Raw genomic sequence first — 24,861 nt, forward strand, 5'->3', positions numbered from 1 at the left:
ATAAATAGCGTTAATACAACTGCGATAATCCAGAATGTCAGTGAAAACGACATACACTTCGCACCTCCTGCACAAGCTCATTTACTTCTATTATAACCATATTCGTTAGAAAAGGAATGCCCTGTCCCATCATTTGTAAAATAAAAAGTGGGTAGGAACAGGTCTCAGATTGCCATCCGAAGGGTTATTGATGACTCTATTATTCAGAATTAGCGATGAGGAGCCACCGCCATCGAGATTATAAGCGTCCACCACGCCAAGTTTAAGAAGTCGACCTTGCATCTCTTCGAGGGTAGCACCTGAGCTTCCGCTCTCGTTATAACCATCGACAACCATAATCAGTAATTGATCATCTTTGTAGTTACCAATGACGGTTCGTGGAGCACGCTTCGGTGACACCTTCCATTTGTCCGGAATAATCGTTTTCTGTCCATTTTTCATAAGGACAGGTACAAATGTCGCTCCAAATTGCGGGCGTAGGCGATCCAGGGAGCTTTTATCGAAAAACTTTCCTCCCACTAGTTTACCAGCATCGTTTAGCCCGACAAAGAACAGGTCTTTGAAGCTAGCCTGAAAACCGTTGATGTATTTCCCATCCATGACGGTAGTGCTTAGGGGATAACGCTTGCCCCCGCTGTCAGCAAATCCGCCAGCATTAATCCCGGCAATCGCTCCACTTCGTTTCACGGCTTGCATTGTCGTTTCTGATCGCCCTAACTCACTATTTAAGGCCATCTTCATCGCATTGTGATCTTTCAGCTTAATCTTCATGGCATATCCCTTGTATGTGCCTGGATTTACCCGATACAGCTCGATGGTGATCCGATCACTGTCTACACGATCAAAAGGCACGCCAAGTTTGGACGTAATGCGTTTGTTATAGATGGTTTCCGGGCGAGCGGCTTGGACTTTAGCCTTTTGTACAATGGTAGACATCGTACTGGTCGTTTTATTGTAAAGCAGGGTTGTTCTTTTAATAGAAGAAGAAGTTTGAACAGCAGCCTCTTTTGCTCCCGCCAGTTCCTTGCTGATTGTTTGAGTCCGAGAGGTTACCTCATCCTCTGGCAAGCTTGTGGGAATGATAGGTCCTACTTCTAATTCTGGACGAAATAGCAACAAACATATGATCAATCCTATAAAAGGAGCGAGTGCAAGCATAAAAAAACGATTAACCTGTTTCACGGGTGTAATCATTTGAGCAAGTCCATCTTTTTCTGGAGAGCTTCCAGTTGTTTCTTTACTTCACTCAATTGCGTATACAATTTGTTGCTATTGTCTGTTTTGTTGCTTGCATTGTCCTTGGTGAACGTTAACAGTTCATTGAAGGACTGAACCTGTCCTTGCAATGCTGCAACTTCTGAAGAGATCGTTGTTAGTTGCTTCTCATAATCGTTTTTCAATGCGTCTATCTGATGCTGAGTATGGACCTGAAGCTGGTTGATCATCTGTTGCTGGAGGTGGCTACTATAATAGTAGGTTCCAGCGACTCCTAGGGCAATGAGAACGATCCACATGACCAGAAACCATTTAACCGATGATCTGATCTTGCCTTTGGCGCTCCGGGTGTGATGGATGTCAGAAGACGAGTCGGATAGTTTCATAACATCACTCCTGGTTCTATATATTAGATTAAAAAATACCAATCCTCATTCTACCATGCGTCTATTGATTACGCAAAAATGAAATTCTTTAAATAATAGATCAAAAAGAGATTGCATCGGAAGGAAGTCCTAGGATACAATTTCTTATAGATGCAATAAGTAGGAACTTTGGGCAGGTTTTTCGACTTTTTTAGATAGAAATGCAGGAATTTTATACTAGGTTTTGATCATTTCAGGCATGGAATGGGGCCCGTCTATCCTTTTATATAGTAGAATACAGTCAGAAAACAGAGTTTTTGAGCGCTGAGTCCTGTATTTTCCTTTTATTCGACATAATCCGACCCTAGCTTCATCTATACTCGGACTGTCGCATAAAATGCATAAAGGATATAGATGGAAAACAGAAGTCAATTGTCCAATACATAACAGGGGGAACCGCAATGAAAAAAGTATGGCAGGTGGTCATCGTAGATATCCACCCCACCAGCATGCTGGGAACAAAATTAATCTTGGAAGAACAACAGGATCTGACGGTACGTGGCATGACTTCGACTGGAACGGAGGGTCTTGAACTGGTGAGTACGCACAAGCCGGATTTGATTCTCATGGATTATCGTCTTCCAGAAGGGCAGGCAGATCAGTACATTGCCCAAATAAAAGGTTTATCAAATGACACACATGTTATTATTCTGACAGATGAAGATAACGTAAAGTTATTCCGTTACCTGATGAGCCTCGGTGCAAGCGGAATGTTATCCAAACAGGCTTCGCCAAGCCAACTGATTCATCTGATCTCCGGTTTAAGAGAAGGTTACGTTTCAATACCCATGTCGTGGCTAAACAGTGAGGATTGGGGGCAACCTGCCAACTCACAGGCTGAAGAAGGTATAATTGAGCTAACCGAGACAGAAACTTTTATTATGGAAAGAATTGTTCAAGGGGTAACCTATGATAAAATAGCGAGTGAGATTAATGTGAGTAGGCGCTCGATAGACAATTACTTGCGTAAAATCTATGTGAAGCTGGAAGTAAGCAGCAGAGCGCAGGCTATCGAACGTTATGCATTGCATGTAAGGCAATCCAAGACGGTTTCTTAATTAATATCTCCGCTAGTCCTAGCAGGTCAAAAAAATTGGTTCTAGAGGTCAAAGCCAGATTGGTCCACTCATGCGATAATTCAGGTATTCGTTCAGTTATATTTGGTGCCCAGTCGGAATAGGTTGTAGGGCGGCTACGAGAACAGTTTCGGAATAGGGATGAAGGAGGATCTATCCATGAAATATTTCTTTGCTTCCCGTACCAACAGGCTTTTATCTTCACCGCTGAGGGATATACGTGAGATGTCTGGCAAGGAGTATTTCATTTCTCTCGCTGAAGAATTACCCGCTGAGGAACTGTTTCCTTTTAAATTGTTGGAGGAAGCGGCATTGGCCGTATTTAGTTCAGGCCCTTCTGCATTGCAGTATGGTGAGCCAGGGGGATATGCTCCGTTAAGAGAATGGTTGAATGATGACTGGAATAAGCGCAAGGGTATCCGGACGGTCTCCAATCAGATTCTGCTGACTACAGGAACCCAACAGGCAATCGATCTCGTGATGCGTCTGTTGCTTGAGCCGGGAGACTCTGTACTTGTTGAACATCCGACTTCTCCTGGTTGTCTTGAAGTGCTCGAAATGCAAGGAGCCACAATTGTACCCGTTTTGGGAGATGAGGATGGCATTTTACCAGATTTATTGGAACAGCACATGCAGCAGGTGAGACCGAAGCTGCTTTTTGCTGCACCCAGCTTTTCCAATCCTACAGGAATCTTGTGGAGTATGGAACGACGAGAGGCTGTTCTTGATCTGTGCGCGCGTTACGGTGTGTTACTTGTTGAGGATGATTCCTATGGTGAGTTGCATTTTGACGGTTTGGAGCCAGCAGCCTTCTATCGCAAGTATCCTTCACTCTTCGCATTGGACAATGCAGATCAAGGTGGACATGTCCTCTACATCGGATCCTTCAGCAAAACAGTTGCGCCTGCACTCCGTACAGGATGGGCTGCGGGACATCCGAAACTGATTGAGGCGATGGCCTCCGTCAAACGTATTGCGGATGGACAATCCAGTCCCATGAATCAGCGGCTACTGTATCAATTGCTGGCTCAGTCACCTTTTCGCTGGAGCGATCACTTATCTATGCTGAACAGGGAATATAAAACAAGACTTAAATTAATGCTTGAATTGTTGAAGAGACCTGGCTGGAAAGGATGCAGCTATAACATTCCCCAGGGCGGAATGTATCTATGGGTGCAGTTACCAGAAGGACTGAACAGTGAGGCCCTACTTAAGGCAGCCTTATTGAAGGGTGTCTCTTTTCTCCCGGGAACGTTATGCTCCACAGGAACGCTTGATCAACAATATGTTCGGTTAAACTTCAGCCGTCCCGGCCGGGATGAGTTGCTGCTTGGCATGAATTTAATTAATGAAGCCATCTCAGAATTTACCGCTCGCAGCTAGAGGTAGAGCAATTTCATCCAAAGAATTTCAGATTAGTTTACAAATCATCTAGATTACCTTATTGCATCCACTAACATTTTTATATATAATATGAATTAATGAGTGATCGACTTCTTTAATACGATGCAACAACGGTTGCGAGTCCAGGGGGCACACTCATACATTTTAATCATTGGGGGAAATTTTAACATGTCTAACGTTCTTTTTATTAAAGCTAATGACCGTCCTGCGGATCAAGCAGTTAGTGTTCAATTGTACGATGCATTCCTGAGCGCATACAAAGAGTCCCACCCAGGTGATACGATCACTGAGCTGGACCTCTACAATACAGATCTTCCTTACTACGGCAACACTGTAATCACTGGTGGTTACAAAGCGGCTAACGGCATCGAAGCAACTCCAGAAGAGCAAAAAGCAGCAACACTGGCTGCACAATTGCAAGATCAATTCCTTGCAGCTGATAAAGTGGTATTTGCGTTCCCACTGTGGAACTTCACTGTTCCAGCACCACTGGTTAACTACATCTCTTACCTGAGCCAAGCAGGAAAAATGTTCAAATACACTGCTGAAGGCCCAGTAGGTCTTGTAGGCGACAAAAAAGTAGCGTTGCTTAACGCACGTGGTAGCGTATATTCCGTAGAGCCTATGGCATCTGCTGAAATGTCCGTTCGTTATGTAACGAACGTACTTGGCTTCTGGGGCATCCAAAACCCTGAGGTTGTCGTTGTAGAAGGTCACAACGCTTCTCCTGATCGTTCCCAAGAGATCGTGGAAGCTGGCTTGAAATTGGCTAAAGAAGTAGCAGCAAGCTTCTAATCCATTTTCATATGAATTTACTGAAACCGCCCGTCGTCTCCGGAAGGAGATGACGGGCGGTTTTTGGTGTGTTTTGGCGAGCGAGAGCTTCCTAGCTATATATTCACATGAGATGCAGGTAACCCGAAAACTTCAAAGGACTCTTTATCGTTCGTTGTATTGTTCAGCTCTTGGCTGGATTAAGGAGATAACGTTCAATGACTTCGGCAACCTGGGCAACATCTTCCTGCGCCAAATCCTCGGATTCAGTCGACTTCACATTGAATGTGTTGATTGGATCATAATCAGTCCAAGTGTCTGTTTCTCCGTCCGTCCGTTCCTGATCTTGCATCATAAGTGCATGTTCGGTTAATGCCTCCATCCCCTTGATGGTGAGCATATACTTTCCGCGGGACACACGTTCAAACCAGCCGTAATAGTTTTTCTGCAAAATGGCTGCCGCTGAGCCTACACCTGTCTGACGGGCAAGTGCCGCAGGTGAAGATTCACCACTGGACCTTAGCGCGGCAGCGACACGTATAGCCTTTTCCCGATAAGCCGTCATCAGCTGGCGGCCTGTACTACCTCCTGTATTATAGTCTCCGCTTCGTTCATCGAATTCCTTCAGCAGGCGCTGGCGACGTATCCCGCTCTTGCGAGCTACCGGGAGGGATCGCACAGTACCGGATATCACCGTGGGTTCGCATAATACATCAATCAGAGGTGCTTTGGTTTTGTAAAAAGTGACGGTTAACAGCCCCAGGCCGAGCTGACTGCACAGTGCCGATAGCTCGCTCCAACGCTGATTCACCGCTCCGCGTTTACTTCGGTTGCGCTCCACAGCCAGATATACGAGTGGGCTGAGTTTGAGGCGTTGCATGCCTTGCAATAGCAAAGACAGGTTAAACGTTTTTTTCATCTCCACAATAAGGGGATCTGTCAGATTAGCCTTGATGCCGACGAGGTCGCAGTGCTTAACCTCTGCTTTGATATTGAAGCCGCGCTGTTCGAAAAAAGTTTTGACAGGGGAATACAGCTCCGTTTCATATTGTATAGCCATGCTCTCTACTCCTCTCACGAAGGTGCTCTGTCTGCCTTCGCCACATTGTCCGGTTTCCATCATTAGAACCCTCATTATAGCATATTCATGCTTTTTTTTCTGAGGCCACAAGATGTCTGATAGAACAGCATATAAGTAAAATTCAGGGTCAAGGTTTGAAAAAAAGAGGTCAACTTATCCAAGTTGCCGCATAGGTATGTAATACACTTTTCACATCCATACAAGACCATTGTAACAAAGGAAGCGGGACTAAGCCGGACCGCAGAAGAGTATTCAAGCAGGAGTTGCAACTCTATTGATTTCTTCATACCATTCGGAATGGTTGACAATCACACTAAAGGAGCCATGGGAGGTACCAAGCATGAATATTTTTGAACGCGTTGCGGAATATCGGGCAGAGAGTGACCGTTTGTCTTGGAACGGAACATTTGAAGATTATATTGCACTGCTGAGAGAGGACCCGACTCCGGCAATGACGGCTCACGCACGAGTGTATCAGATGATTGAATCGTTTGGGGTAGAAGAGGTCTCGGGACACAAGCGATACAAATTTTTCGAGCAGGAGATCTTCGGCTTGGATCGTTCCATTGAAAAACTGGTGGAGGAGTATTTTCATTCGGCTGCACGCCGCTTGGATGTACGTAAACGGATTTTGCTTCTGATGGGACCGGTCAGTGGGGGTAAATCCACGTTGGTGACCCTGCTAAAAAGGGGATTGGAGCAATTTTCACGTACAGAAAAAGGGGCCGTTTACGCCATTGAGGGATGCCCGATGCATGAGGAGCCGCTACATCTTATTCCGCTGGAGCTTCGGCCCGATGTAGAGAAAGAGATCGGTGTGCGCATCGAGGGCAATCTGTGCCCTTCCTGCCAGATGAGACTTCGCACCGAATTTGGTGGGGACATCAGCAAGGTTCCGGTGGAACGGGTCATCATCTCTGAAGATAACCGGGTGGGAATTGGTACATTCAGTCCATCAGACCCGAAATCTCAGGATATTGCTGACCTTACAGGCAGCATCGACTTCTCCACGATTACCGAATTTGGATCGGAATCCGATCCGCGGGCGTATCGTTTTGACGGGGAACTGAATAAGGCTAACCGGGGTTTGATGGAGTTCCAGGAGATGCTGAAATGTGACGAAAAATTTCTGTGGAACCTGTTATCCCTGACGCAGGAAGGCAATTTTAAAGCAGGCCGGTTCGCCCTAATCAGTGCAGATGAGATGATTGTGGCACATACGAACGAATCGGAGTATAAGTCTTTTATTTCAAACAAGAAAAATGAGGCTTTGCAGTCACGGATGATTGTGATGCCGATCCCGTATAACTTGAAGGTGTCGGAAGAAGAGAAAATTTACGCCAAGCTGATTCAGCAAAGTGATATGAAACATGTGCACATTGCACCGCATGCGCTGCGTACAGCGGCGATCTTTTCCATACTTACACGATTGAAGGAAACGAAGAAACAAGGCATGGATCTGGTGAAAAAAATGCGGATGTACGATGGCGAAGAGGTTGAAGGGTATAAAGAAGCCGATCTGCGAGAAATGCAAAATGAATATTTGGACGAGGGCATGTCCGGTATCGATCCGCGGTACGTGATTAACCGGATATCCAGTGCTTTGATTAAGCAAAACCTTCAGTGCATTAACGCGCTGGATATCCTGCGTGCCATTAAGGATGGACTGGATCAACATGCTTCGATCACAAAGGAAGAACGTGAGCGGTATTTGAACTTTATTGCTCTGGCACGTAAAGAGTATGATGAACTTGCGAAGAAAGAAGTGCAGAAAGCATTTGTGTATTCGTTCGAAGAGTCAGCCAAAACGTTGTTTGAAAATTATCTGGATAACATTGAAGCGTTCTGCAACTGGTCTAAAATACGTGATCCGCTGACAGATGAGGAGATGGACCCGGATGAGCGGCTGATGCGTTCCATTGAGGAGCAGATTGGGATCTCCGAGAATGCGAAGAAAGCGTTCAGGGAAGAGATTCTGATCCGGATCTCGGCATACTCCCGTAAGGAACGCAAATTTGAATACAGTAGTCATGATCGTCTGCGGGAAGCTATTGAGAAAAAGCTGTTCGCTGATCTCAAGGATATCGTCAAGATTACGACTTCTACGAAAACACCGGATGCCACACAATTGAAGCGCATGAATGAGGTCATCAAACGTCTCATCGAAGAGCATGGATACACAGCTGCAAGTGCAAATGAATTGCTAAGATACGTAGGAAGTTTGCTTAACCGTTAACCTGTAGCACCATTCCGAATTAGGTCCTGAAGATTTGTTGTGAGGCTCCTTCGCAACAGATTCAGGGCCTTTTTATATTGAATTAAATCATTATTCATCAATAATTTACAATTTAATATAATCAATCCCACATTAAATAGTTCTTAGGGTGTATGTGTGTTTAGGTAGTTTAGTCTATAATCAATTAAAATTGTTTTAATTTTGGTTGAAAAAGTTATTGAGGAGTTGATCCGATCGGATATGAGTAGTATTTCGGCAGAAAGGCAAAAACAACTGGATTATGTGGGGTTAACTGCACAAGATTTAAGACTACTTGCTGATCATCGGCCTGTCTTCGAAAAAGTTGTTGAAGATGTGGTGGATCACTTTTACAAACATGTGGGGAAGTACCCAGAATTAACGGAGCTGATCGCCCGATTTTCCAATATTGAACGATTGAAGGAAACACAACGGATGTATTGGTTATCCATGACAGACGGCATTGTGGACGATGCTTATATTGAACAGCGGATCACCATTGGATTAGTTCATTCGCGTATCGGACTGACAACGAACTATTATCTCGGTGCTTACATGGCCTATCTGGATATCGCTACCACCATATTTAAACAGCTTATCCCCGATTCGTGGCACTACGTCATACATGCACTAAGCAAAATGTTCAATCTGGATTCACAGCTTGTTCTGGAAGCTTATGAAAAAAAAGAAAAAGAGCAGCTTCACCAGCTCGCTTCGGATCAGGATGGTACACTGCAAGCGATCACACAAATTACGCAGGAACTTACTGGTATGATTACGGAATTAAATGAAAATGCGTTATCCATCTCCGCTGTAGCGAAGGAAACGGTTGTTTCCCAGGATCAGGCGCATGTGCTCCTTGAAGAGTTAACCGGAGGAATGCAACAGATCGAAAAAATGGGTGAGCTGATTCGTGAAATTTCCGATCAAAGTCACCTTGTCGGCTTGAACGCTGCAATTGAAGCGGCACATGCCGGAGAGTTCGGACGCGGATTCGAAGTGGTTGCAAGCGAAGTACGCAAGCTGGCGGCAAGCTCCAGAGACGCGCAAAGCAAAATTCAATCCAATCTGGATCAGATCATGGAAATATTAAAAAGAGTGCAGCAGGAGTCTGAGCGTACTTCGAACGGGGCGCGCAGTCAGGCTTCACGTTCATCCGAGCTTGCCGTTTTTGCGACAGCAATGGAGAAGCTTGCAACGGATTTGAGGAAACTGTAGCAGTAATGTGGACCCCGAAGCACCAGGAACCTTCCATACCGTTTCCGGTTGTAATAAGCTATAATGGGTAGACAAACCTGCTGTTGTTATAGATAATATAGCCGGAGACAGGCGATTTAAAAAGAGGTCGAGGTGATTAGATGGCTTCTATCCATGATGTGGCCAAAGAAGCGGGAGTATCTGTTGCAACCGTTTCCAAAGTATTGAACGACTATCCGGACGTTAGTGAAAAAACACGTAAAAAAGTGAATATAGCTATCGAACTATTAAAATATCAACCCAATGTAGTCGCTCGTGGACTGGTTAAACGCCGTTCATGGACAGTGGGGGTACTGCTTACCGTTCCGTTTACGAATCCGTTTGTATCCGAGTTACTTGAAGGGATCAAAACGGCCTTGGAAAATAGCGGTTATGATCTTGTTCGATTATCAACTCGATTTGATGACCCTACATATTCTTTCATCAAGCACTGCCGTAGCCGAAATGTGGATGGCGTTGTTGTTTTCGGGGAAGGACGGGAAAACAAAAGCATTCAGGAACTGGTCACTGCAGAGATTCCAACCATGTTCATAGATACCGATCTGTTTGGCAAACGTGCAGGTTACATTACGACAGATAATGTTAATGGTGTTGCTATGGCAGTGAAACATCTGTATGAACTTGGGCATCACAAGATTGCCTACATCTCAGGTACACTGGGACCTGCTGTTGCTAACCTTCGTTTAGACGGGTACAAGGAAGGGCTTCGTTTATGCGGTATTCCTTATGCGACGATCTATCTGGAAGTCTGTGACTATTCATTTGATGGCGGTGCCAAGGCAGCTCGGCGTTTGCTGGCTCTTAGGGAGCAACCTACAGGCATCATCTGTGCCTCGGATATGTCTGCTTTTGGCGCGATTCATGAGATTGAAAAACATGGTTTCAGTGTGCCAGAGGATATCTCAGTGGTTGGATTCGACAATACGTATTATGCCGAGGTGTTTAAGCCAGGATTAACAACGGTGAATCAGAATATCTACACCATTGGTATTCGAGCCATTGAATATCTGATTGCGATGATTGAAAATCCCTCGTATACACCCCCTGTCGTGACGGAACCATCGAATTTAATTGTTCGCCAGACGACAGCGCCTGTAAATGAAACGTATCCGGAACGACCTGCACAGCCATAGGCTGTGCTTTTTTTCTGTTACCAAATGATACGTTAATATTGAAGTGTGAATGGCATGGGCGGCGATCATAAGTATAAAAAGAGGGGGATGGACACTAAATTTCCATATTTACAGTAAAAGGTATGATGACATAAATTTGATAATGTAACCGCTTACTTAGGGATTTAAGCAGGTTCCCAAGGGCGTAATCCGGCTCACTTGAGGAGGTTAAGAACCGTGCATTGAAGTTCCTGACTCCATCCGTGCGACGTAAGATGTTGCCAGTTAACAGACCAGCAGAGGAAATCCATGCATGCAGAAGTGTGTTGTGAAATGCCCGATGTTTGACCGCGTTACAGGATGGATGACGAAATTCACAAGGAGGAATTGACGTGCGGGGAAAATGGTTGAGGTTATGCTTGGCAGCAACTCTGATCTTTAGTTTGTTGCCAGGGATCGGAGCAGGAGAACAGAAGGCAAGCGCAGCAAATGCAGGTGACATTTTGTTGTCTCATTCGTTCGAGGATGGCACGACCCAAGGCTGGACAGCCCGGGGTGGAGTAACGGTTGGCGTGACTGGAGATCAAGCTTACCAAGGTACACGTTCTCTGAAAACAACAGGTCGCACAGAGGCCTGGAATGGACCTTCATTGTCATTGTCGGATGTGGTAGACAAGAATGCTGTCGTTGAAATATCTGGTTACGTGAAACTGGTTGCAGGTTCAGCACCGGCTAATCTGAAATTCACCGTGGAACGCCGCGATGGCAACGGGGATGCGCAATATGATCAGGTTAACGCAGCCGAGCAAGTAACCGATCAGAAATGGGTGAAGCTGCAAGGGCAATATAGTTATGAACAAGGCAGTGGCCTGCAACTGTATCTGGAGAGCACGGATGCAACCGCTGCTTATTTGTTAGACGAGTTCCAAATCAGGCTTGTTAAACCTGCTTCTGAGAATCCAGGTGAGCCGGGAGAACCGGGAGAACCGGGCAAAGCTTTGTTTAATGCTGATTTTGAAGATGGGAATATCGGAAAATGGAAACCTCGCGGTACTGAAAAGCTGGAGGTAGTCAGCGGCATCGGACACAATAGTAACCGCAGTTTGAAAACCTCCTCCCGAACGGAAACTTATCATGGACCGTTGGTAGAGGTGTTGCCTTACTTGCAAAAGGGAAGTACAGTTCATGTCTCCTTCTGGGCGATGTATGATGAAGGGCCTGCAACGCAGGTAATCAACGGCTCATTGGAGAAGGAATTTAATGGTGATGCAGCTAAGCTGGAATATGCAACCTTTGCTTCCACTACACTGAATAAAGGCCAATGGAAGAAGATCGAAGCAGATGTCATCGTTCCGGCAGAAAGCACGGGTGTAAGCGGATTGCGGATGTATGCCGAGACACCGTGGAAGCAGTCTTCTGAAGTGACGGAGACAGACACGATTCCGTTCTACATTGATGATGTTCAGATTACAGCGACGGAAGCGATCGCAATTGAGAAGGATATCCCGGATTTGGCCAAAACGCTGGGGACATCTTATGCGCTTGGCGCAGCGATTGACCAAACGGCTCTAGATCCACAAGATCCGCACTCGGATCTGCTTAAAAAACATTTTAAAAGTATTACTGCGGGCAACTTCATGAAAATGGATGCCATGCAGCCGACGGAGGGCAATTTTGTCTGGTCTGAAGCAGATCGGCTGGTTAACTTTGCTGCAGCGAACAATATGGAGGTCAGAGGCCATACGCTACTATGGCACAGTCAAGTACCGGACTGGTTCTTTACCGATCCTAATGATCCATCGAAACCCGCTACGCGTGAGCAACTTCTGAAGCGTATGAAAACACATATCCAAACGATTGTGAGCCGTTACAAAGGTAAAGTGCATACGTGGGATGTTGTTAATGAAGTCATCTCGGACGGCGGCGGTCTGCGTGATCAGGCGAGCAATTCGAAATGGCGGGATATCATTGGCGATGTAGACGGTGACGGAGATGACAGTGACTACATTGAACTGGCTTTCCGTTATGCACGCGAGGCTGATCCTGACGCGGTACTGGTGATCAATGATTACGGTATCGAAGGCAGTGTTAGCAAAATGAATGACATGGTCAAACTGGTAGAGAAACTGCTGGCTAAAGGTACACCAATTGATGCTATCGGCTTTCAAATGCATGTGTCGATGTACGGACCGGATGTAAAACAAATTCGTGAAGCGTTCAACCGGGCAGTTGCTCTGGGGGTTCACATTCAAGTAACAGAACTGGATATGTCGATCTATTCAGGGAACTCGGAGCAGGAGAAACCTGTGACGGATGAGATGATGCTGGAGCAGGCTTATCGTTACCGTGCGCTCTTTGATCTGTTCAAGGAGTTTGATGATCGTGGTGTTATGGACAGTGTGACGTTATGGGGACTTGCTGATGACGGCACATGGCTGGATGATTTCCCTGTCAAAGGCAGAAAGGATGCACCGCTACTGTTTGACCGTAAACTGAAAGCCAAACCGTCATACTGGGCGTTAGTTGATCCGGCATCCTTGCCTGTATATCGAAATGAATGGACAGCCGCACAAGCCAAAGTATCCTTGCCAGACCGTAAAGGGCAGGAAGATATTCTCTGGGGAGCTGTTCAGGCCAAACCGGTTTCACATGTCATCGAAGGCACAGCAGGAACTACAGGTCAAGTGAAGTCATTATGGGATGGGAAAAAACTGAACCTGCGCATTGAAGTCAAAGACGCCACACGTCAGAAAGGCGACCAGGTAGAAGTGTTTGTCAGCCCGGAAGATATGGCAACCAGCAAGAAAAATACGACACCGAAAGATGGGCAATACATTTTCAATCGGGATGGCGGCAAAGGCAAAGATCAGAAGCTCTACGAAGTGAAGGAGAATAAATCGGGATATATTGTCTATGCATCACTACCGTTCTCCGCAGCGAATCTAGCGGAAGGCAAGGTGTTATCTCTGGATTTCCGCATTACGGATAAACAGCCTAACAGTAAAACTTCCATTATTGTCTGGAACGATACGAATAATCAGCAACCGCAGAAAAAGGAAAGTCGGGGCAAGCTTAAGTTAGGCCCTGCATTAAAACAAGTCAAAGTTTCATATGGAACTCCTGTTGTTGATGGTAAGGAAGATAAGTTGTGGAAAAAAGCAGTGACCATCACAACGGATGTTAAGGTTGCCGGAAATGCCGGTGCTAAGGCCAAGGCGAAGTTGCTGTGGGATGAAAAGTATCTTTACGTACTTGCTGATGTCAAAGACCCTTTGCTCAGTAAAAAAAGTGCTAACGCACATGAACAAGATTCCATTGAGCTATTCATTGATCTGAATAAAAATCAAACGAGCAGTTATGAGGACGATGATGCCCAGTATCGAGTTAATTTCGATAATGAAACTTCGTTCGGAGGTAATGCCCGTAAAGAGCTGTTCAAATCAAGTACACGTCTGACGAAGGATGGATATGTGGTGGAGGCGGCTATTCCGCTGGAGAATGTGAACGCCAAGCAAAGCAAATGGATCGGGTTCGATCTGCAGGTGAATGATGACGGTGCTGGAGACGGGAAACGTAGCAGTGTCTTCATGTGGAGTGATCCTTCAGGCAATTCGTACCGCGATACGTCCGGATTCGGTAGTCTATTATTGGTAAAGAAGTAGAATTACTGAACACGTTTTGGGTCAGGATGTTTAATGAAGTGTAACAAATGAGTGACTAGGTTGAAATGCGCTGTGCTTCTGGAAATAAGTGTTGATTTTCAGGGCTGGGACGTTTAGACTATAAACATTCATCATTAGCGGGTTTCATTGTATGCCAATCGGTTTATGACTAAGTCGCTAGTCGCAAAGTCAAATGCTACGGAGGGAGTGCCTGTCGCCCAGGCAGCGCACTCGCTTCTTTTTTTACATTTAACATACATATGAGCATTACCCGGCTGAAAGGACAGAGTGAGTGGAGCACATACATGGCACGTACAATCTACAACTTGTTATTTTATCCTATTTCATTGCGTCGTTAGCCTCTTATGCAGCACTTGATCTTACAGGCCGTGTATCTTTGACGAGTGGAAAGGCGCGTCACTGGTGGGTTGCTTGCGGGGCAATCTCTATGGGACTGGGTATCTGGTCGATGCACTTTGTTGGCATGATCGCTTTTGTGCTTCCTATGCACGTTTCCTATTCCATGGATAAGGTGATCTTGTCCGTTTTGTTAGCTATTATCGCGTCGGGGGTAGCATTGGAATTTGCAGGTCGCCCGTCCAACCGGATTAGCAAACTTGTGTTTGCCGGATTGTTGCTGACTGCAGGCATCACCTCTATGCATTATGTGGGCATGGCAGCGATGTCTATTCCGATTACATACAAGCCGGGCCTTGTGTTGTTATCCGTTCTGATCGCGGCACTGGCTTCCTATGCAGCGCTGTGGCTAATGTTTTTTTTCAATCGTCCGGAATCTAAACATCATTGGGTCTATAAAATAGGCAGCGGACTCATTATGGGTTTGGCCATTACAGGCATGCACTACACCGGAATGGCAGCAGCTCAATTTCATCAAGTGCAAGTCATCCCTGAGAGTCTAAGCAGACAGGTGGAGTCGGAGGTTCTTGCTTACCTTATTGCGGCGGGAACGATGGTGGCCATTGGTCTCACGTTATTCGGTAATTTTATCAATCAACGGATGATTCAGAAAGATCAACGTATTCATGAAAATGAACAGTGGTATCATGCCCTGTACCATAATCATTCGGATGCCATCGTTTCCGTAGATCGCGAAGGTATCATTAAAGGCATTAACGCTGTAGTCACTACAATTACTGGATATCCTGAGAAGAGGGTGATTGACCGCCCGATTAACCAGATTATTGAGCAGATCAGTGTACAGTGTTCGAGTAAGGATAACGCTCACACGTGGGACAACCAGGAATTGCAACAGCGGCATTACATGGCCAAAATGAGAAATACACAAAATGAACTCCTTGATCTGAGTATTGCGGTCATTCCAGTCATCATTGATGACACCCATGTTGGGAGCCATATCTTGATTAAAGATATTACAGAAGAGACCCAGGCACAGCAAAATATTCGGCATCAGGCTCTGCATGATCCACTTACAGGGTTGCCTAACCGACGCAAGTTGGATGAAGTGCTGGCTACTACGATAAATGTCTGTGAACAACAAAAACAGCATAAGTTTGCTGTAATGGTCATGGACATAGACCGGTTTAAGATGATTAATGACTCTCTGGGGCATTCCATCGGGGATGTGTTTCTGAAAGAAGTGAGCAACCGGATTATAACCGTAATTGAAGCTTCTCATCCTCAGGCAACCTCTAATGTTACGCTAGCCCGAATGGGCGGGGATGAGTTTACCATGGTAGTCACAGGAGAACAAGCGGATGAAAAACAGGTGGTTCGACTTGCAGAAGAAATTGTGGAAGCGATTAAGCAACCTTATCGTTTGAAGGAAAATGATTTTTACGTTACAGCGAGTATCGGTATTGCCATGTACCCTGAACATGGGGTTGGAACGGATGCTTTGATTAAACATGCCGACTCCGCAATGTATGAGGTGAAGAAAAATGGCAAGAACGGTTACCAGTTCTATACGGCTCAGCTCGACTCTGAACTTTATGAACGGATTGAGCTCGAAGGTTATCTAAGGAAAGCACTGGAGCGTAATGAGATGGTGCTGTACTATCAGCCGCAGATTCGTACGCTGGACAGCCGAATGATTGGGGTAGAGGCTCTGATTCGCTGGCAACACCCGCTTAAAGGGCTGCTTGCACCCGATGTATTTATCCCTCTGGCCGAGGAGACCGGCATGATCTACGATATTGGTAACTGGACGATTCGTGAAGCCTGTAGACAGATGAAGCTGTGGCACGCTAGCGGCGGGCCACTCATCCCGGTGTCTGTGAACTTGTCCAGCCAGCAGTTTCACCAGTCCAACCTGGTGGAGCAGGTGCAGAATGCTTTAACTGAGACAGGTCTGGAAGCCAAATATCTGGAACTGGAAATCACAGAGAGCATGATGATGGATGCAGCGGTATCCACGGCAATTCTAAACGAGCTATCCGCTCTGGGTGTGAAGATCAGTCTGGATGACTTTGGCACAGGATACAGCTCACTGAGTTATCTCAAGCATTTCCCGATCCACAAACTCAAGATCGACCGTTCGTTTGTCACGGATATCACCGAAAGCCATAGCGATCAGGCGATCGTAGCCACAATTATCTCGATGGCCCAGAATCTTAAGATGGAAGTGATTGCAGAAGGGATCGAGACCAAAGGCCAGCTCGATATTTTGATGCAAAATGACTGTCGGGAGATCCAGGGTTACTACTTCAGCAGGCCACTACCCGCCAATGAAGTGGAAAATAATTTCTTTGTACCCCTGCGTTTGCTGGGGGAACGTAACACGGTGTTTCATTCGGTATAACAGGCTAAGAGGCAAGTTCCTGAGTAGTATCTGGAACTTGCCTCTTTTTTGGTTTTTCATGATATATCCGAACTTCGTCACTCCCGCTTATAAAAACTTGCGATGGTGTTTTTTGCCGTCATAGGTGAACCAGATCGGTTTATCTTCCACACGGGTCTCTACATGAACCGTACGTCCCCAGAGACGGTACAGATACGGGAGCGTGCGCTCCATGTATTTCAGATCCAACTCGATGCCCTCATACTGATGTTTCAATACGAGTTCGCCTGTACGCAGATAGTCTGCATCCTGTACGACCAAATAAGGAGAGCCGCCGTTAATGCGGGAAAATACAAGCTGGTCACGGATGTTTTCCCAAGACTTGTCGGTGATTTTCCAGTCGGGACCTTTTTTCTCAAACACGTAGAGGTCGAGGTCCTCGGTTAACTTTTTGGTCATGTAGTTACGGATGAACGAGGTATCTGAGTCGAACTCGCGCACTTCGAACATTTTGGCCCGGCCTTGCCCAGGCTTACGCCCCCAACGTTCCTGTTCCTCGCGTGTCGGATGATCCCAGCGGCGTTCGATATCTTCAAAGATTTTCAGTCCCAGGTAATATGGATTCAAACTCTGCTTGGACGGCTGCACAACGGAAGAATTCAGCTTGGCAAATTCGATGGTATCCTCACTACTCAGATCGAGTTCGCGTATAATACGTTGATGCCAGTACGAAGCCCAGCCTTCGTTCATGATTTTCGTTTCCATCTGAGGCCAGAAATAGAGCATTTCCTCCCGCATCATACTCATAATATCCCGTTGCCAATCGGTGAGCACCTCGGAGAACTCTTGAATAAACCACATAATATCCTTCTCCGGTTCGGGTGGAAAATGGTGCACCTGCAAACTGTCCGTGGACTTTTCCTCCGTTTGCAGATTGTCGAGCGACCAAAGGTCGTCATATTGACCTTCCGGTTTAGGAGCTTTATCACCACGCTGTTCGCGAATTTTCATCTCCATATAACGCTGTTTGTCTAGGTGCCGCGGTTTAATGAGTTGTGGGTCCACATGTTCTTGAATGGCAATTACCGCATCGATGAACGATTCAACGGCTTCTGTGCCATATTCCATCTCATAATTGCTGATCCGATCTGCCGTAGCTGCCATACTCTCGACCATATTACGGTTGGATTTGGAAAAGCGGGCATTGTTTTTGAAAAAGTCGCAGTGTGCAAGTACGTGGGCAACGATTAATTTGTTTTGAATCAGAGAGTTGCCATCCAGAAGGAAGGCGTAGCAAGGATTGGAGTTAATAACGAGTTCATAAATTTTGCTCAGGCCAAAATCATATTGCATTTTCATCTTGTGAAACGTTTTGCCAAAGCTCCAGTGGCTGAACCTTGTCGGCATGCCGTAAGCACCAAAGGTGTAGATGATATCCGACGGGCAGATCTCGTAGCGCATCGGGTAATAGTCGAGGCCGAATCCATCGGCAATCTCCATAATTTCAGCAATAGCGTATTCCAGTTCGCGGATTTCATCGGTCATCCCAGGCTGCCTCCTTCTCTTTTTTGAAAAAAGCTGCGCAGTGCTTTGTACACTTCGCCTTTTTCCTTGATGACGTAATACATAAACTGATCCATCTTAATATGGCGGTAAGCAGACATGAGTGTACTGCTACGGTTATATTGGTTCACTTCACCGTAACCAAACATGTTGCTGCGCTTCATCAACTCGCCGATCAGCTTCACGCAGCGCTCATTATCCGAGGTCAGGTTATCGCCATCCGAGAAATGGAACGGGTAGATGTTATAACTCGAAGGAGGATAACGTTTATCGATAATATCCAGTGCCTTCATATATACAGAGGAGCAGATCGTACCGCCGCTCTCGCCACGAGTGAAAAATTCCTCTTCCGTCACTTCTTTGGCTTCCGTGTGGTGAGCCAGAAACACAATTTCGACTTTCTCATACTGACGACGAAGAAAACGCGTCATCCAGAAGAAAAAACTGCGGGCACAATATTTTTCAAATGATCCCATCGACCCGGATGTATCCATCATGGCGATGATGACGGCGTTGGACTGAGGGATGATTTTGTCTTCCCACGTCTTGTAGCGGAGATCATCCGGACTGATGTGATGAATGCCCGGATTGCCCGTGGTTGCATTGCGGCGCAGGTTCTCCAGTATGGTTCGTTTCTTATCGATGTTAGACTGCATGCCTTTTTTGCGAATATCGTTGAAGACCACGGTATGTGTCTCGATCAAATCTTTATCCTTTTGTTTCAGATCCGGCAATTCCAGTTCGGCAAAAAGAATATCTTCCAATTCCTCAATGCTGACCTCAGCTTCCACTATGTCATGACCTGGTTGATCGCCAGCTTTCTCGCCCTTGCCCGGCTTCTGGGACGCAGGATCACGGCCAATGACATCGCCAACCTGACTGTCACCGTCCCCCTGACCGACATGTTTTTGCTTTTGGTAGTTATACACGAAACGGTACTCATCCAGACTGCGAATGGGTACCTTGATGATTTGTTGTCCATCGGACATGATAATATTTTCTTCGGTGATCAGATCAGGCAGATTTTGCTTAATGACATCTTTCACCTTTTGCTGATGGCGCTGCTGGTCCTGGTACCCTTTGCGGTGAAGCGACCAATCTTCCCGGGATACGACGAACGAGTAAGGCTGGTGTGAATTTGACATGTAGGCACCCCCCATTGATTACGCGGCACAGTTTGGCCTGTCGGTAATTAAGTATATTCACGGGCGGGGACGATATGTGATGCGATCTCAACTAAAATGAATGAAATACGCTACATTTGCCTTAGGATAGGCTGAAGCGGGGTACATGTTTAAATTTTACAAAAATCATGATCATATGTGATATCTTTCCTTTACAATAGAGAAAAAGGTCTGATTCTGAGCATCGAGCCCTGATGCATGTAAAGGAAGGATTAAGTGTGGATAAACGTGCAGTAAAAGCCTGGATTACGTATGACTGGGCCAATTCGGCTTATGCTACAACCGTGCTTGCGGCGGTGCTACCTGTATTCTATGCTTCTGTTGCTGCGGTAACATTGGATAAGGATACGGCAGCTTCTTACCTTGCTTATACACACTCTATTGGAATGTTGTGTGTGGCGCTGTTAACTCCGCTGCTAGGAACACTGGCTGATCTATCGGGACGAAAAGGGGACTTCCTGCGAGTTTTCGCGATAACGGGAATTGTGGCAACGCTGGGATTCAGCGTGATCGGAGAAGGAGACTGGTTGCTTGCGTCTACCCTGCTCGTGTTGTCTACGATTGGTTTTGCCGGGGGGAATACGTTCTATGATGCCATGTTACCGGATTTAGTTCCTGTAGAACGAAGAGACATGGTATCCTCCAAAGGTTATGCCTATGGTTATATCGGCGGGGGGGTACTGCTTGCAATCAATCTGTTAATGATTCAGCAACCGGGCTGGTTCGGCATGCCGAGTACACTTGCAGGTACGCGACTTGCCTTCATTTCGGTTTCACTGTGGTGGTTGCTATTCTCCCTTCCTATCTTCCGCTATGCACCTAGAAGGCCAGCTTCACCTGAGTTGCCTTCATCCGTAACAGGTTACGCAAAGGTGGGGGTACGCAGATTACGGCAAACCTTCGGTCAGATCCGGCGTTTTCCGCAGTTGCTTCGGATGTTGGTCGCATTCTGGTTTTTCAATGACGGGATTAATACCATTATTCTGATGGCCACAATCTATGGGACAAGCATTGGCATTGGTACATCGGATTTGATGTTGGCGCTACTAATTACGCAATTCATCGGTTTCCCGTGTACACTGCTTCTAGGTGCTTGGGCGCAGCGGTGGGGAGCAAAGCAGGTGTTATTGGTAAGTTTAAGTATTTATATTTGTATCGTTATACTTGGCTACTTTATGACCCAAGCTCTGCACTTTTATTTACTCGCAGGGTTGGTTGGCGTTGTACAGGGAATCAGTCAATCGACGGCGCGTTCCTTGTTTAGCAATCTGATGCCGGCTGGACGAACCGGTGAATACTTTGGATTTGTGAACATTACAGGAAAGTTCGCTTCGATCTTTGGACCATTTGTATTTGGTTACGTGGGACAGATTACAGGTTCTACCCGTTGGGGGATTCTGTCGCTGATCTTCTTTTTTGTAGCAGGTATTGCAGTACTGTTGACCGTGAAAGTTCAACAAGGAATGCAGGATGCACAGTCAGCCGACCAAGAAGAGTTGGAACGGATGCAAGGCCTAGGTATGGCTGGAAAAGGGAAGAATGTTACCTTTACCGGATAAGTTTCCTTAAGTTAGATTTGGTTCGGTTTGCTTAGTTTGATAATTGTAATCGTGTCATATCTCTGATTCATTATCTCGGTCTCCGGATTCTGTTTATCTCATAACAGGAACTGGAGGCTTTTTTGTATGGTTGCGTACTTAGATCATTGGCAAGTGAATAAATTATGAAAAGGTGAAAATAAAAGATTGACATGATACATTTTGTATCATAGAGTAAAGGTATAAATACATATTGTATCTCAGAGTGTCGAAATCCCCTGTCATTTCCAAGGTAAATGATCATCCGGTCGATCCAATCCCACGGCATAATTTTATAAATTTACAGAGGAGAGGCTGCCATTGATAGATGCGCAAGGAAACGGACTTGTCTTTTTATTATGCATTCCCCGTAGTGGCAGTTCGTTATCTACCGTTATGCTCCAAAATCATAGTCGCATATTTGCCACGCAGGAGATGTGGTTTCTGATGAATCTCGTCGATTTGTCCAAAGCCGACTCTCGCGCTTACGGTGGCAGTTCCATCATCCGTCAATTTTACCAAGCGATGGTGTCCGAAGATATTTTCGAAAAGGCGTGCAGAAGCTTTGCTCTTGAAATATATAATGGGTTTCTGGAAGGGAGCGGAGCAGACTTCATCGTTGATAAATCTCCGCGTTATTATTATATGCTCGAATGGCTGGATCGGTTGTTTCCGCAGTCCAGACGCATTCATCTTCAGCGTAACCCCCTTTCTGTAGCGGCATCCTTTAAAAAAGTAAATCGCCATACCGGCGAAGGTTTTGATCTGATCCAGAGTCTGAATCATTCAAAACTGAATATGAAAGCCGTAGACTTAACACTTGGTCTAACTCGATTGAATGATTATTTTGCAGAGGCTCATCCTTTGGCCTACGAATTGAAATATGAGCAACTCGTTATGAAACCACAGGAAGAACTGGAGAAGTTATGTGCTTTTCTAGGCATTACTTATGAACAGGGCATGGAGCGATATGGTCAGTTTGTGGATAGTACGAAATCTGACATGTTCTATGGTATGGGCGTTGGGGACCCTTTCCTCTCATCTCATCAGGAGGCACATCAAGATTCTGTTAACAACTGGAAAAGTATACTTGAAAGACAAGAAGTTGAACGGTATTGCCGTGTACTCGGTGCGAACCTGTTCCACCGGATGGGGTACAGTGAACAGCTACAAGAAGCTGAAGATTGGACGGGAGTCCAGTTTCATGCAGAGCCGGATACAGAGGTGTTGGAGCGGCTCAAGCAACAGCTAGTACTCGCAACGGAGTGTCGTTGGCAGCCAAATTACCGCATGGATGCGCCGATGAATGGAGCCAAGGATCGGTCTCCGATCCACAGCGGCAGTGAGGAGAAGGAAAGCGCCAAGATGGACCCGTCACTAGCCGCTATGGCCACGATCAGACAATTGCAGGCAGCTCTTCGCGCAGCAGATCAGCGGCTGGAACGTGGGTACAGTGAGCGGGAACGTTTGAAGAAGCAACTTGATTCTGCCCAAAGTAAGTTACATCGTATCAAATCTTGGATACCATTTGGTCATCAACTCAGCGCCTGGGCATCCCAGCGTAAAATCGTTCGGGGAGGAAAGTCATGAGTGCCATAGCTGGAATCGTACATACAGATGGTCAGCAAGCACTGTGGGAGGACAGCTGGCGGCTCTATGCAAGTCTTGGACATATCCCGGTGGATACAACAGGGGTATGGAAAGGAGATGAAGCATTCCTCAGTTGCCATGCCCAGTGGATTACGCTGGAGTCTGTAAACGAGAAATTGCCTCTTTATGATGAAGATAGTCGAATGACCATCACCGCGGATGCCATTCTGGACAATCGGGAACAACTAGCGGATCAGTTGCAGATTTCTCGAGCAGAGCTGGCTGGACTGGCGGACAGCGAACTGATTCTGAGAGCGTATCAGCGCTGGGGAGAAGATGTAGCCGGTTATCTGCTGGGGGACTTTGTTTTTGCGATCTGGGATGAACGCCGCCGCATGTTGTTTGCTGCAAGAGATATTACGGGCATGCGAGCGTTTTATTACCGAAATGACGGTTCACGGTTCGCCTTCTGTACATTAATGAAACCGTTGCTTGAGCTAGGAGGGGTACAGAAGGCACTCGACGAAAACTGGCTATCCGAATTTCTGGCTATTCCTGATATGCATGATTCGGCTGATATTCATTCCACAGTGTATCGCGGAGTGAATCAGCTACCCTCTGCACACACGCTGACGTTGCGAAACGGGAAGATCAAACTTAGGCAATATCATCGATGGGATAATGTCGAACCGCTTCGACTTAAATCGGACGATGAATATGTAGAAGCTTTTCGTGAGGTGTTCAGCCAAGCCGTAGGTTCACGCTTACGAACGCATAGACAGGTTGCGGCGGCATTAAGTGGTGGACTGGATTCTGGGGCTGTTGCAGGTTTTGCTTCCGGGACGCTCCGGAGTCAGGGGAAACAGCTTCAAGCATACAGCTACGTGCCTGTTCCGGATTTTACGGATTACACGCCGAAAACGTTACTAGCAGACGAGCGAGCATTTATTCGCTCTACCGTTAATCACGTAGGCAATATCTCGGAAAACTATCTCGATTTTGAAGGACGAAGTCCGCTCAGTGAAGTGGATACGTGGCTGAACATGATGGAGATGCCTTATAAATACTTTGAAAATTCATTCTGGATCCGTGGATTTTATGAAAAAGCAAGTGAGCAGGATGCCGGCATTTTGCTAACAGGTGCACGGGGTAATTTTACGATCTCATGGGGACCTGCCCTTGATTATTACGCCAGCTTGCTGAAAAGTGGCCGATATTTCCGCTGGTTCCGCGAGATGCAGCAATACAGCGAACGAACAGGGATGGCATTCTCACGCATCGCCCGGATCACAGGCCGTAAAGCGTTCCCAGACTGGTTCAAAGGAAATAACAAGGGGACAGCTCAGCCTGCAGGCGCACAGCTGATTCATCCAGATTTGGCCCGGAGAACAGGCGTGCTGGAGCGACTTAAATCCATCCTTGTACTCCAGGGCGGGGCCCGAGCCGATGCACTTCAGGTGCGAGCCGACAAGTTCAATAATCTAGCGATCGCGAATAAAAATGGGGCCGTCGCCACCAAATGTTCCCTTCGTTACCGGGCATGGGAACGTGATCCCACAAGTGATCCAAGAGTGATTCGATTTTGTCTCTCTGTACCGATTGAGCAGTATGTAAGGCAAGGAACGGATCGTTCATTGATTCGCCGTGCCACGTCACCGGAATTGCCGGACAAAGTTAGGCTCAATCAGCGTGTGCGTGGCGTACAACCTGCGGACTGGCTGCATCGTATTTTGCCAGACTGGCAGGCGTTTACCTCGGAACTGCAAACCTTGTGTTCTGACAGCCGGGTTGCAGGCATATTAAACACGGATCGGATTAAATCAGCTCTGGCTAATTTTCCAAGTCCCAGGCCCGAACTTGCATCCCATCCAGATTTGCGCTTGATGATGCACAGTTTGATTGTGTACCGCTTTATCCAAAAATTTTGAT

General features: G+C 46.3%; 16 protein-coding genes. 11 read left to right on the forward strand and 5 right to left on the reverse strand.

Annotation, left to right across the window (positions count from 1 at the left end; translation table 11 throughout):
- Nucleotides 1–129: 129 nt before the first annotated feature.
- Nucleotides 130–1,194, reverse strand: a complete 1,065-nt coding sequence (locus M3629_RS01835) for a phosphodiester glycosidase family protein (protein ID WP_251502663.1) — start codon at nt 1,192–1,194, stop codon at nt 130–132.
- A complete protein-coding gene (locus M3629_RS01840; protein ID WP_251502664.1) occupies nt 1,191–1,601 on the reverse strand; it encodes a hypothetical protein in 411 nt (136 codons plus the stop codon). Before M3629_RS01840 ends, M3629_RS01835 begins: the two co-directional genes overlap by 4 nt.
- Before the next feature lie 440 nt (nt 1,602–2,041).
- Between M3629_RS01840 and M3629_RS01845 the strand changes: the two genes are divergently transcribed.
- From M3629_RS01845 to M3629_RS01855, 3 genes are all read left to right on the forward strand, one after another.
- Nucleotides 2,042–2,698 (forward strand): response regulator transcription factor, encoded by a 657-nt coding sequence (locus tag M3629_RS01845; RefSeq protein WP_251502665.1) that lies wholly within the window; start codon nt 2,042–2,044, stop codon nt 2,696–2,698.
- A 177-nt stretch (nt 2,699–2,875) separates the two neighbouring features.
- On the forward strand, nt 2,876–4,099 hold the full coding sequence (locus tag M3629_RS01850) for a PLP-dependent aminotransferase family protein (protein ID WP_251502666.1): 1,224 nt from the start codon (nt 2,876–2,878) through the stop codon (nt 4,097–4,099).
- 123 nt (nt 4,100–4,222) lie between these two features.
- A complete protein-coding gene (locus tag M3629_RS01855) occupies nt 4,223–4,915 on the forward strand; it encodes an FMN-dependent NADH-azoreductase (protein ID WP_435368189.1) in 693 nt (230 codons plus the stop codon).
- A 163-nt stretch (nt 4,916–5,078) separates the two neighbouring features.
- Here the strand turns inward: M3629_RS01855 and M3629_RS01860 are convergent, their stop codons facing one another.
- Nucleotides 5,079–5,954 (reverse strand): DUF2161 domain-containing phosphodiesterase, encoded by an 876-nt coding sequence (locus M3629_RS01860; protein ID WP_251502667.1) that lies wholly within the window; start codon nt 5,952–5,954, stop codon nt 5,079–5,081.
- A gap of 361 nt (nt 5,955–6,315) precedes the next feature.
- Between M3629_RS01860 and M3629_RS01865 the strand changes: the two genes are divergently transcribed.
- The 5 genes from M3629_RS01865 to M3629_RS01885 all read left to right on the forward strand — a co-directional run bounded on the left by M3629_RS01865 (nt 6,316) and on the right by M3629_RS01885 (nt 17,039).
- A complete protein-coding gene (locus M3629_RS01865; RefSeq protein WP_251502668.1) occupies nt 6,316–8,211 on the forward strand; it encodes a PrkA family serine protein kinase in 1,896 nt (631 codons plus the stop codon).
- Nucleotides 8,212–8,451: 240 nt separating this feature from the next.
- Complete coding sequence (locus tag M3629_RS01870) at nt 8,452–9,447, forward strand: globin-coupled sensor protein (protein ID WP_221786426.1); 996 nt, start codon at nt 8,452–8,454, stop codon at nt 9,445–9,447.
- A 140-nt stretch (nt 9,448–9,587) separates the two neighbouring features.
- Nucleotides 9,588–10,619: a LacI family DNA-binding transcriptional regulator gene (locus M3629_RS01875; RefSeq protein ID WP_251502669.1), complete on the forward strand. Its 1,032-nt coding sequence runs from the start codon at nt 9,588–9,590 to the stop codon at nt 10,617–10,619.
- A 371-nt stretch (nt 10,620–10,990) separates the two neighbouring features.
- On the forward strand, nt 10,991–14,260 hold the full coding sequence (locus M3629_RS01880) for an endo-1,4-beta-xylanase (protein ID WP_251502670.1): 3,270 nt from the start codon (nt 10,991–10,993) through the stop codon (nt 14,258–14,260).
- 292 nt (nt 14,261–14,552) lie between these two features.
- A complete protein-coding gene (locus M3629_RS01885) occupies nt 14,553–17,039 on the forward strand; it encodes an EAL domain-containing protein (RefSeq protein ID WP_251502671.1) in 2,487 nt (828 codons plus the stop codon).
- 87 nt (nt 17,040–17,126) lie between these two features.
- Here M3629_RS01885 and M3629_RS01890 read toward each other — a convergent pair whose 3' ends face one another.
- Both M3629_RS01890 and yhbH read right to left on the reverse strand, forming a co-directional pair.
- Entirely contained in the window at nt 17,127–18,563 is a 1,437-nt protein-coding gene (locus M3629_RS01890) for a SpoVR family protein (RefSeq protein WP_251502672.1), read from the reverse strand.
- Nucleotides 18,560–19,726 carry a sporulation protein YhbH gene (gene yhbH, locus M3629_RS01895; protein ID WP_123065012.1) on the reverse strand — a complete coding sequence of 389 codons (1,167 nt, stop codon included), beginning with the start codon at nt 19,724–19,726 and terminating at the stop codon, nt 18,560–18,562. The genes M3629_RS01890 and yhbH overlap by 4 nt, the downstream gene beginning before the upstream one ends.
- Before the next feature lie 257 nt (nt 19,727–19,983).
- On the opposite strand from yhbH, the gene M3629_RS01900 reads away from it, so the two are divergent.
- The 3 genes from M3629_RS01900 to M3629_RS01910 all read left to right on the forward strand — a co-directional run bounded on the left by M3629_RS01900 (nt 19,984) and on the right by M3629_RS01910 (nt 24,860).
- Nucleotides 19,984–21,324: an MFS transporter gene (locus tag M3629_RS01900; protein WP_251502673.1), complete on the forward strand. Its 1,341-nt coding sequence runs from the start codon at nt 19,984–19,986 to the stop codon at nt 21,322–21,324.
- A gap of 339 nt (nt 21,325–21,663) precedes the next feature.
- A complete protein-coding gene (locus tag M3629_RS01905; RefSeq protein ID WP_251502674.1) occupies nt 21,664–22,932 on the forward strand; it encodes a sulfotransferase family protein in 1,269 nt (422 codons plus the stop codon).
- Nucleotides 22,929–24,860: an asparagine synthase-related protein gene (locus M3629_RS01910; protein WP_251502675.1), complete on the forward strand. Its 1,932-nt coding sequence runs from the start codon at nt 22,929–22,931 to the stop codon at nt 24,858–24,860. The genes M3629_RS01905 and M3629_RS01910 overlap by 4 nt, the downstream gene beginning before the upstream one ends.
- The last annotated feature ends 1 nt before the right edge of the window (nt 24,861 follow it).

Origin of the sequence: Paenibacillus polysaccharolyticus, from assembly GCF_023714295.1 — a bacterium.
Taxonomy (GTDB): Bacteria; Bacillota; Bacilli; order Paenibacillales; family Paenibacillaceae; genus Paenibacillus; species Paenibacillus polysaccharolyticus_A.

Excerpts from the sequence above, each read along its gene's own strand:
- M3629_RS01835 (WP_251502663.1), bottom strand. The coding sequence starts at position 1,194 with ATGATTACACCCGTGAAACAGGTTAATCGTTTTTTTATGCTTGCACTC.
- M3629_RS01840 (WP_251502664.1), bottom strand. The coding sequence starts at position 1,601 with ATGAAACTATCCGACTCGTCTTCTGACATCCATCACACCCGGAGCGCC.
- M3629_RS01845 (WP_251502665.1), top strand. The coding sequence starts at position 2,042 with ATGAAAAAAGTATGGCAGGTGGTCATCGTAGATATCCACCCCACCAGC.
- M3629_RS01850 (WP_251502666.1), top strand. The coding sequence starts at position 2,876 with ATGAAATATTTCTTTGCTTCCCGTACCAACAGGCTTTTATCTTCACCG.
- M3629_RS01855 (WP_435368189.1), top strand. The coding sequence starts at position 4,223 with ATGCAACAACGGTTGCGAGTCCAGGGGGCACACTCATACATTTTAATC.
- M3629_RS01860 (WP_251502667.1), bottom strand. The coding sequence starts at position 5,954 with ATGGCTATACAATATGAAACGGAGCTGTATTCCCCTGTCAAAACTTTT.
- M3629_RS01865 (WP_251502668.1), top strand. The coding sequence starts at position 6,316 with ATGAATATTTTTGAACGCGTTGCGGAATATCGGGCAGAGAGTGACCGT.
- M3629_RS01870 (WP_221786426.1), top strand. The coding sequence starts at position 8,452 with ATGAGTAGTATTTCGGCAGAAAGGCAAAAACAACTGGATTATGTGGGG.
- M3629_RS01875 (WP_251502669.1), top strand. The coding sequence starts at position 9,588 with ATGGCTTCTATCCATGATGTGGCCAAAGAAGCGGGAGTATCTGTTGCA.
- M3629_RS01890 (WP_251502672.1), bottom strand. The coding sequence starts at position 18,563 with ATGACCGATGAAATCCGCGAACTGGAATACGCTATTGCTGAAATTATG.
- yhbH (WP_123065012.1), bottom strand. The coding sequence starts at position 19,726 with ATGTCAAATTCACACCAGCCTTACTCGTTCGTCGTATCCCGGGAAGAT.
- M3629_RS01910 (WP_251502675.1), top strand. The coding sequence starts at position 22,929 with ATGAGTGCCATAGCTGGAATCGTACATACAGATGGTCAGCAAGCACTG.